Below are 8,782 nucleotides of genomic sequence, written 5' to 3'. Positions count from 1 at the left end.
CGCCGGGGCCCTCGCGCGTGTCCGGCCGCGGCCCGGCGCCCGGCGTCAGGTTCAGGCCAAAAGATTTCGCCGAATTCCTGTCCCCCGTCGGAAATACCCGTGCTCTGCAATAGAGTTCTGCGAACACGCGTCGGTCGACCGCGTTTCGCGGGGATCAAGACGGAGGTTCGGGACATGCGCATTCCCGCGCATTCGGTATGCACGGCCATCCGCGAGGACATCGTCAGCGGTGTCTTCCCGCGCGGCGGCCGGCTCACCGAGGAACTGCTCGCGCGGCGCTACGGCGTCTCCCGGGTCCCGGTGCGCGAGGCCCTGCGCACGCTGGAGTCGGAGGGCTTCGTGGTGACCCGCCGGCACGCGGGAGCCTGCGTCGCCGAGCCGACCGAGCTGGAGGCGGCCGACCTCCTGGAGATGCGCACGGCCCTGGAGCCGCTGGGCGCCGCCCGCGCGGCCCAGCGCCGCACCGAGGCGCACCTGAAGGTCCTGCGCGGGCTCGTGCGGCTCGGCCAGGAGCGGGCCCGCCGCGGTCAGCTCGACGACCTGCGCTCCCTGGGCGGCTGGTTCCACGAGACGCTCGTCCAGGCCTCGGGCAGCCCCGGCCTGATCGCCCTGCTGACCCAGCTGCGCCACAAGATCACCTGGATGTACGCCGTCGAGCCGCCGTCCCGGCCGATCGAGGCCTGGGCGGAGCACGGCGCGATCGTCGACGCGGTCGCCCGCGGCGACGCCGAGCGGGCCCGCGGCCTCACCGCCCAGCACGCCGAGCACTCCACGGGCGCGCACCGGCTGCGCCCGCACCGGGGCGACCGGAGCGGCGGCGCGGTGAGGATTTCGCAACATGCCGTAAACACGTCGGGCGTCCGGCATTAACAAAGTCGCCGTATACAAAGACGGGTAATTCTTGAGTCCGCCCGCCGCCGCGCGAATTCCGGCGCACAGGGGGGTGCAATGACCCGTGCGCGAGAATTCGCCGTGCGGCGGAATTCGGCGTGCGCGGGCAGTGCCCGGGAAATGCGAAGGAGTGCCGCCCGGGCGGGCAGCACTCCTCGCATGGATCAGCGCGGTCCTCAGACCGTCTCGGGCAGCTCGTCAAGGCCCTCGGCGACCAGCTTCGCCAGCCGGTCGATCGCGGCGTCGGCGCCGTCGGCCTCGGACGCGAGCACGATCTCCTCGCCGCCCTGCGCACCCAGGCCCAGCACCGCGAGCATCGACGCGGCGTTGACGGGCTCGCCGCCGGCCTTGGCGATGGTCACCGGGACGCCGGTCGCCGTGGTCGCCCGGACGAAGATCGAGGCGGGACGGGCGTGCAGCCCCTCGGCCCAGCCGACGTTGACGCGGCGCTCAACCATGGTGTTGCCCTTCACGATTCCTGACGGTTGTCTAGACCAGTGTCCCACACGGTCCCGGGTGCCCTGGGAGAGCGGGCGCCCGACCTCAGCCTGCAACGGTCCGTCCGGCCGCGCGACCCGTACCCTGGCCCCATGCCCAGCGCGCAGGAGCCCGAGCGGAGCCAGTCGGAGTACGCCTACCCGGCCCACTGGGAGGCCGACGTGGTGCTGCGCGACGGGGGGACGGCCCGGATCAGGCCCATCACCCCGGACGACGCCGCCCGTCTGGTCGCGTTCTACGAGCAGGTCTCCGACGAGGCGAAGTACATGCGCTTCTTCGCCCCCTACCCCCGGCTGTCCGACAGGGACGTCCACCGCTTCACCCACCACGACTACGTCGACCGGGTGGGGCTCGCGGCCGTCATCGGCGACGAGTTCATCGCCACGGTCCGCTACGACCGCATCGACGCCACCGGCCGCCCCGCCTCCGGGAGCGCCGACGAGGCGGAGGTGGCGTTCCTCGTCCAGGACGCGCACCAGGGCCGCGGGGTCGGCTCCGCCCTCCTGGAGCACATCGCCGCCGTCGCCCGGGAGCGCGGCATCCGGCGCTTCGCCGCCGAGGTGCTGCCCGCGAACAACAGGATGACGAAGGTCTTCACCGACGCCGGCTACCGCCAGCAGCGCAGCTTCGAGGACGGCGTCGTCCACCTGGAGTTCGACCTCGAACCCACCGACCGCTCGCTCGCCGTGCAGTTCGCCCGCGAGCAGCGCGCCGAGGCGCGCTCCGTGCAGCGCCTGCTCACCCCCGCCACCGTCGCCGTCGTCGGCGTCGGACGCGGCCCCGGAGGCGTCGGCCGCTCCGTGCTCGGCAACCTGCTGAACAGCGGCTACACCGGCCGCGCCTTCGCCGTGAACAGCGCCTTCGCCCCCGAGCAGACCGAGATCGACGGCGTCCCCGCCCACCGCTCGGTCGCCGACATCGGCGAGGACGTCGACCTCGCCGTCGTCTGCGTCCCCGCCGAACGCGTCCCCGAGGTCGTCGCCGACTGCGGCGAGCACGGCGTACGCGGCCTCGTCGTGCTGTCCGCCGGCTACGCCGAGAGCGGCGCCGAGGGGCGCGAGCGGCAGCGGGAACTCGTCCGGCAGGCCCGCTCCCACGGCATGCGGATCATCGGCCCCAACGCGTTCGGCGTCATCAACACCGCCGACGAGATCCGGCTCAACGCCTCGCTCGCCCCGGAGCGGCCCACCGGCGGCCGGATCGGCCTGTTCACCCAGTCCGGCGCCGTCGGCATCGCGCTGCTGTCCGGCCTGCACCGGCGCGGTGCGGGCGTCTCCACCTTCGTCTCGGCCGGCAACCGCGCGGACGTCTCCGGCAACGACGTCCTGCAGTACTGGTACGACGACCCGGGCACCGACGTGGCGCTGATGTACCTGGAGTCCATCGGCAACCCCCGCAAGTTCACCCGGCTCGCCCGCCGCACCGCCGCCGTCAAGCCGGTCGTCGTGGTCAAGGGCGCCCGCCACAGCGGCGTGGCCCCCACCGGGCACAACGTCGCCGCCACCCGCATCCCGCACGCCACCGTCTCGGCGCTGCTGCGCCAGGCGGGCGTCATCCGGGTGGACACCGTCACCGAACTCGTCGACGTCGGCCTGCTGCTCGCCGGGCAGCCGCTGCCGAAGGGGCCGCGGGTGGCGATCCTCGGCAACTCCGAGTCGCTCGGCCTGCTCACCTACGACGCCTGCCTCACCGAGGGCCTGCGCCCCTCCCGCCCGCTCGACCTCACCACCGCAGCGACCCCGGCCGACTTCCGCACCGCGCTGGCCGCCGCGCTCGCCGACGACGCCCACGACGCGGTGATCGTCACCGCCATCCCGTCGGTGGCCGAGGGCGTCACCCCGGGCAGCGAGGGCCGCGGCGAGGTGCTCGGGGCCGCGCTGCGCGAGGCCACCGCCGGCGCGCCCGCCAAGCCCGTCGCCGTCGTCCACGTCGAGCTCGGCGGCCTCGCCGAGGCGCTCTCGGCGGCCACCAGCTCCGCCCCCGGCCGCCCCCCGCGCGCCCCCGCCGCCGGGGACGAGCCGGACGCCGCCGCGGCCGCCGAACCCCCGCCCCCCGGCCGCCGCATCCCGGCCTACGCCGCCGCCGAGCGGGCCGTCCGCGCGCTCGCCGAGGCCGTCCGGTACGCCCAGTGGCGCCGGAACCTGGCCGACGCGGGCCGGGTGCCCGAGCACGTCGTCGAGTCCCTCGACGAGGCCGGGACCGCCGCCCGCATCGACGAACTCCTCAAGGGCGTCGACGACCCGCGCGGCACCACGCTCGCCCCGGCCGACGCGGCGGACCTCCTGCGCCGCTACGGCATCGCCGTCCTGCCCACCCGCCCCGCGCCCGACGCGGACGCCGCCGCGGAGGCGGCCGCCGCGCTCGGCTACCCCGTCGCCCTCAAGACCACCGCACCGCACCTGCGCCACCGCGCCGACCTCGGCGGGGTCCGCCTGGACCTCACCTCCGAGGACCAGCTGCGGCGCGCCTACGCCGAGCTGACCGACCTCTTCGGCTCACCGGCCGAGCTGCGTCCGGTGGTCCAGGCGATGGCCCCGCGCGGCGTCGACACGGTGGTGCGGGCGGCGATCGACCCGGCCGCCGGAGCGGTGCTCTCCTTCGGGCTCGCCGGCGCGGCCTCGGAGCTGCTCGGCGACACCGCGCACCGGCTCGTCCCCGTCACCGACCGGGACGCCGCCGACCAGATCCGCTCCATCCGCACCGCGCCCCTCCTCTTCGGCTGGCGCGGCTCGTCCCCGGTCGACACGCCCGCCCTGGAGGACCTGCTGCTGCGCGTCTCCCGGCTCGTCGACGACCACCCCGAGGTGACCGCCGTCGCCCTGGAGCCGGTCGTGGTCGCCCCGCACGGCCTGACCGTCCTGGACGCCGCCGTCCGCCTCGCCCCGCCCCCGGCCCGACCGGGCCTCGGCCCGCGCACCCTCCCGGCGTACTGACCCGCCCGAGCGCCCCCGCCGTCCGCCGGGTCCGCCCCGCTCCCGGGCGTCCCCAGGTGTCACCGGGCCCCCGTAGGATGGTCCCCATGGCGAAGACCGGTACGACGACCCAGGGGCTGCGCACGGCGATCGAGCGCAGCGGCTATTACCCGGCCCTCGTGGCCGAGGCGGTGGACGCCGCCGTCGGCGGCGAGCCGATCTCCTCGTACCTGGTGCACCAGGAGACCACCTTCGACGCCAACGAGGTCCGCCGGCACGTCACGGTCCTGGTCCTGACCGCCACCCGCTTCATCGTCAGCCACACCGACGAGCAGGCCGCCGACACCAGCTCCCCGACGCCTTTCGCCACCACCTCCACCGAGTCGGTGAAGCTGGAGCGGATCTCCTCGGTCGTGGTCAGCCGCGTCGTCGCCAACCCCGAGTCCTACGTGCCCGGCAGCCTGCCCCGCGAGGTCGTCCTGACCATCGGCTGGGGCGCGGTCTCCCGCATCGACCTGGAGCCCGCCGCCTGCGGCGACTCCAACTGCGACGCCGACCACGGCTACACCGGCAACACCACCGCCGACGACCTGAGCCTGCGCGTCAGCGAGGCCGGCGACGGCCCGGACACCGTCCGGCAGGCCCTCGCCTTCGCCCAGGCGGTCTCCGAAGCGACCGCCGCGACCGGCCGCTGATGGCCCAGCCCGCCTGGCACGACCCGGAACCCCTCCCGCTCGCCTCCGCCCCGCTCCCCGAGTACGGCAGCGGCTCGCTCGCCGACCTGCTGCCGACCCTGGCGGCCGGCCAGGAGGTCCCCGGCTTCACCCCGGCGATCGCCGAGCTGGCCCCCGCCGACCGCGCCTGCGTCTTCCTGATCGACGGCCTGGGCTGGGAGCAGCTCCTCGGCCACCCCGCCGAGGCGCCCTTCCTCACCTCGCTGATCGCCTCCTCGCGCGGCGGCAGCGGCCGGCCGATCACGGCGGGCTTCCCCGCGACCACCGCCTCCTCGCTCGCCTCCGTCGGCACCGGCCTGCCCCCCGGCCGGCACGGCCTGCCCGGCTACACCGTCCTCGACCCGGCCACCGGCGAGCTGATGAACCAGCTGCGCTGGCAGCCCTGGACCGACCCCTACGCCTGGCAGCCCCACCCCACCGTCTTCCAGCTCGCCGACGCGGCCGGCGTGCACACCGCGCAGGTCTCGTCCCCGAAGTTCCAGCACACCCCGCTCACCAAGGTCGCTCTCAGCGGCGGCACGTTCCATGGCCGCCTCGCCGGCGAGGAGCGCGTCGACCACGCCGCCGCCCAGCTGGCCGCAGCGGACCGCGCACTGGTCTACACGTACTACGCGGAGGTCGACGCCGCCGGCCACCGCTTCGGCGTCGACTCCGACGCCTGGCGCGGGCAGCTGATGTACGTCGACCGGCTCGTCCAGCGGCTCGCCGAGCAGCTCCCGCCGCGCGCGGCGCTGTACGTCACCGCCGACCACGGCATGGTCGACATCCCCTTCGACGAGGAGTCGCGGATCGACTTCGACGAGGACTGGGAGCTGAGCGCCGGCGTCGCCCGGCTCGGCGGCGAGGGCCGCGCCCGCCACGTCTACGCCGTCCCCGGGGCGGCCGCCGACGTGCTCACCTGCTGGCGCGAGGTCCTCGGCGACCGCTTCTGGGTGGCGGGCCGGGACGAGGCCGTCGCGGCCGGCTGGTTCGGCCCGGACGTCGAGCCGCGAGTCCTCGCCCGCATCGGCGACGTCGTCGCGGCCGCCCACGACCTCGCCGCCGTCACCGCCACCGAGCGGGAGCCGAACGAGTCCGCGCTGGTCGGCATGCACGGCTCGATGACCTCCGCCGAGCAGCTGGTGCCGCTCCTCGAAGTCCGCTCCTGAGCCGCGCCCCGCCCCGTACGACTCCCGCCCCGCACGACCCGAAAGGCCGTCACCTCCCCATGTCCGAGCTGGTCTTCTTCTCCGGAACCATGGACTGCGGCAAGTCGACCCTCGCCCTGCAGATCGAGCACAACCGCTCCGCGCGCGGGCTCCAGGGGCTGATCTTCACCCGGGACGACCGGGCCGGTGAGGGAAAGCTCTCGTCCCGTCTCGGGCTGGTCACCGACGCCGTGGAGGCGGGGCCGGGGCTCGACCTCTACGCCTACGTCGTGAAGCAGCTGTCGCAGGGCGGCCGGGTCGACTACGTGATCGTGGACGAGGCGCAGTTCCTGCACCCCGCCCAGATCGACCAGCTCGCCCGGGTCGTCGACGACCTCGACCTCGACGTCTTCGCGTTCGGCATCACCACCGACTTCCGCACCCGGCTCTTCCCCGGCTCCCAGCGCCTGATCGAACTCGCCGACCGCGTCGAGACCCTGCAGGTGGAGGCCATGTGCTGGTGCGGGGCCCGGGCGACCCACAACGCGCGGACCGTCGACGGCACCATGGTCACCGAGGGCGAGCAGGTCGTCGTGGGCGACGTGTCCCGCCCGTCGGCCGAGGTCGGCTACGAGGTGCTCTGCCGACGCCACCACCGCCGCCGCATGACCAGCGCGGCCTCCCACGCCGGAGCGCTGTCCCCGGACGTCCTGCCCGTCACCTCTCCCTGAGGCCGGTCACCTCCCTGAGGACGGTCACCTCAGGCTGACGACGGTGCGCGCGCCGGCGGGTCAGTCCGCCGCCGTCTCGACGAGCGTGAACACCGCGCCCTCCGGGTCGGCGACGATCGCCGTGCGGCCGTGCGACTCGTCGCGCGGGGCCTGGACGACGTGGCCGCCCAGGTCCACCACCTGCCCCGCGGCGTCGTCGACGTCCGTCATCTCGAACGAGGTCATCCAGTGCGCGCCGCGGTCCCGGGGGAGCGCCTGGCCGAGCCCGTGCACGGCGGCCACCGGCCGGCCGGCCAGACGGAGCGTCACGTAGTCGTCGCCGGCCGAGAGCAGCGCCTCCGCCTCGTAGCCGAAGACCGCGTTGTAGAACTTGACCACCCCCGCGGTGTCCCGGGTCAGCAGCTCGTTCCAGGCCATGGAGCCGCACTCGTTCACCGTCGCCGCGCCGCCGTGCGCGCCCGGCTGCCAGACGCCGAAGACCGCCCCCGCCGGGTCGACGGCGATGGCGAGCCTGCCCGCGTCCTCGGCGTCGAGCGGGCCGACGCCGACCGTGCCGCCGTAGCTGCGGATCGCCTCCGCCGTGGCGTTCACGTCGTCGGAGGCCAGGTACGGCGTCCAGGCGACGGGAAGGTTGCGGCCCTTGGGCATCATCCCGATGCCCGCCACCTCGCGCCCGTCGAGCAGCGCGCGGACGTAGGGCCCGAGCTGCTTGGGGCCGTGGACGAACTCCCAGCCGAACAGCGCGCCGTAGAACTTCTGGGTGCTCTCCAGGCCGTGCACCATGAGGCTGACCCAGCACGGGGTGCCTGGTGCGTACCGGACTGCTGGCTCGGTCATCGTCACTCTCTCCTCGGAACATGCGGGTGCGCCCGTGCCGATGGTGGCACCGTGTGATGCGGCCCGCTTCCCGGCCGCGCCGTCATCCTGCTCCGCGGGGGAGTGGTCCTCGCCGTGCGGACGCCGGGCACCGACCGGGGCCGGACGTCCGGGCCAGGGCGTGGGCCATGATGACTCCCATGACTGACATCATCTCGGCTTCCGAACTCGCCGGCGAGTCGGCCGGGCCGCGCCCGCCCGTCCTGCTCGACGTCCGCTGGCAGCTGTCCGCGGCGGGCGGCGGAGCGCAGCGCGCCGCGTACGAGGAGGGGCACATCCCCGGCGCGGTCTTCGTGGACCTCGACGCCGAACTGGCCGCCCCCGCCGGGGCGGGCGGCCGCCACCCGCTGCCCGACCCGGAGGTCTTCGGCGCGGCGATGCGGGCGGCCGGCGTCTCGGCCGACCGCGACGTGGTCGTCTACGACGGCGGCCAGGGGTGGGCGGCCGCGCGCGCCTGGTGGCTGTTGCGCTATTCGGGTCACCCCTCGGTGCGTGTGCTGGACGGCGGACTGCCGACCTGGACGGGTGAGAAGGAGCAGAAGGTCCCTGTACCCACACCCGGCGATTTCACACCGAAGCCGGGCGCACTGCCTCTCCTCGACGCCGACGCGGCGGCGGCCCTGGCCCGGACCGGGCTGCTCCTGGACGCCCGGGCGGGGGAGCGCTACCGCGGCGAGGTGGAGCCCATCGACCGGGTCGGCGGGCACATCCCGGGCGCGGTCTCGGCGCCGACGACGGAGAACGTGGCCGAGGACGGCCGGTTCCTGCCGCCCGCGGAACTCCTCGCCCGGTTCACGGCGCTCGGCGTGGTCCCCGCCGGGAGCGGCGAGCAGGAGGTCGGCGTCTACTGCGGCTCCGGGGTCTCCGGCGCCCACGAGGTGCTCGCGCTGGCCGTCGCGGGCGTACCGGCCGCGCTGTACGCGGGCTCGTGGTCCGAGTGGTCGGCCGACCCGGACCGCCCGGTCGCGACGGGACCCGAGCGGGGCTGAACACGGCGGAGGAGGGGCCCGCGG

Annotated in this window: 8 protein-coding genes; 6 read left to right on the top strand and 2 right to left on the bottom strand. The window is 75.1% G+C overall.

The features are described 5' to 3' along the window. Positions 1 to 174 precede the first annotated feature (174 nt). Complete coding sequence (locus ACFWEG_RS26835) at positions 175 to 870, top strand: GntR family transcriptional regulator (RefSeq protein ID WP_387220112.1); 696 nt, start codon at positions 175 to 177, stop codon at positions 868 to 870. A 197-nt stretch (positions 871 to 1,067) separates the two neighbouring features. On the opposite strand, the gene ACFWEG_RS26830 is transcribed toward ACFWEG_RS26835, so the two are convergent. Continuing rightward, on the bottom strand, positions 1,068 to 1,349 hold the full coding sequence (locus tag ACFWEG_RS26830) for an HPr family phosphocarrier protein (RefSeq protein WP_387220110.1): 282 nt from the start codon (positions 1,347 to 1,349) through the stop codon (positions 1,068 to 1,070). A gap of 132 nt (positions 1,350 to 1,481) precedes the next feature. Between ACFWEG_RS26830 and ACFWEG_RS26825 the strand changes: the two genes are divergently transcribed. The 4 genes from ACFWEG_RS26825 to ACFWEG_RS26810 all read left to right on the top strand — a co-directional run bounded on the left by ACFWEG_RS26825 (position 1,482) and on the right by ACFWEG_RS26810 (position 6,893). Continuing rightward, positions 1,482 to 4,322: a GNAT family N-acetyltransferase gene (locus ACFWEG_RS26825; protein ID WP_387220108.1), complete on the top strand. Its 2,841-nt coding sequence runs from the start codon at positions 1,482 to 1,484 to the stop codon at positions 4,320 to 4,322. 86 nt (positions 4,323 to 4,408) lie between these two features. Then, the gene (locus ACFWEG_RS26820) at positions 4,409 to 4,996 is read left to right on the top strand and encodes a DUF5998 family protein (protein ID WP_387220105.1); all 588 of its coding nucleotides are present in this window, start codon (positions 4,409 to 4,411) and stop codon (positions 4,994 to 4,996) included. Continuing rightward, a complete protein-coding gene (locus ACFWEG_RS26815) occupies positions 4,996 to 6,183 on the top strand; it encodes an alkaline phosphatase family protein (protein WP_387220102.1) in 1,188 nt (395 codons plus the stop codon). Before ACFWEG_RS26820 ends, ACFWEG_RS26815 begins: the two co-directional genes overlap by 1 nt. A gap of 59 nt (positions 6,184 to 6,242) precedes the next feature. Further along, on the top strand, positions 6,243 to 6,893 hold the full coding sequence (locus tag ACFWEG_RS26810; protein WP_387220099.1) for a thymidine kinase: 651 nt from the start codon (positions 6,243 to 6,245) through the stop codon (positions 6,891 to 6,893). Between the two features lie 60 nt (positions 6,894 to 6,953). Here ACFWEG_RS26810 and ACFWEG_RS26805 read toward each other — a convergent pair whose 3' ends face one another. After that, positions 6,954 to 7,730, bottom strand: coding sequence for a VOC family protein (locus ACFWEG_RS26805; RefSeq protein ID WP_387220097.1), 777 nt, complete (start codon positions 7,728 to 7,730; stop codon positions 6,954 to 6,956). Positions 7,731 to 7,909: 179 nt separating this feature from the next. Between ACFWEG_RS26805 and ACFWEG_RS26800 the strand changes: the two genes are divergently transcribed. Further along, positions 7,910 to 8,758, top strand: coding sequence for a sulfurtransferase (locus tag ACFWEG_RS26800; RefSeq protein ID WP_387220094.1), 849 nt, complete (start codon positions 7,910 to 7,912; stop codon positions 8,756 to 8,758). Positions 8,759 to 8,782: the final 24 nt, after the last annotated feature.

Source organism: Streptomyces sp. NPDC060194, assembly GCF_042728285.1.
GTDB lineage: Bacteria > Actinomycetota > Actinomycetes > Streptomycetales > Streptomycetaceae > Streptomyces.
This window is presented reverse-complemented; position numbering and strand designations above follow the sequence as displayed.

What these genes read in the sequence shown, in the direction of transcription:
- ACFWEG_RS26825 (WP_387220108.1), top strand. Translation starts at nt 1,482, where the DNA reads ATGCCCAGCGCGCAGGAGCCCGAGCGGAGCCAGTCGGAGTACGCCTAC.
- ACFWEG_RS26835 (WP_387220112.1), top strand. Translation starts at nt 175, where the DNA reads ATGCGCATTCCCGCGCATTCGGTATGCACGGCCATCCGCGAGGACATC.
- ACFWEG_RS26810 (WP_387220099.1), top strand. Translation starts at nt 6,243, where the DNA reads ATGTCCGAGCTGGTCTTCTTCTCCGGAACCATGGACTGCGGCAAGTCG.
- ACFWEG_RS26805 (WP_387220097.1), bottom strand. Translation starts at nt 7,730, where the DNA reads ATGACCGAGCCAGCAGTCCGGTACGCACCAGGCACCCCGTGCTGGGTC.
- ACFWEG_RS26830 (WP_387220110.1), bottom strand. Translation starts at nt 1,349, where the DNA reads ATGGTTGAGCGCCGCGTCAACGTCGGCTGGGCCGAGGGGCTGCACGCC.
- ACFWEG_RS26820 (WP_387220105.1), top strand. Translation starts at nt 4,409, where the DNA reads ATGGCGAAGACCGGTACGACGACCCAGGGGCTGCGCACGGCGATCGAG.
- ACFWEG_RS26800 (WP_387220094.1), top strand. Translation starts at nt 7,910, where the DNA reads ATGACTGACATCATCTCGGCTTCCGAACTCGCCGGCGAGTCGGCCGGG.
- ACFWEG_RS26815 (WP_387220102.1), top strand. Translation starts at nt 4,996, where the DNA reads ATGGCCCAGCCCGCCTGGCACGACCCGGAACCCCTCCCGCTCGCCTCC.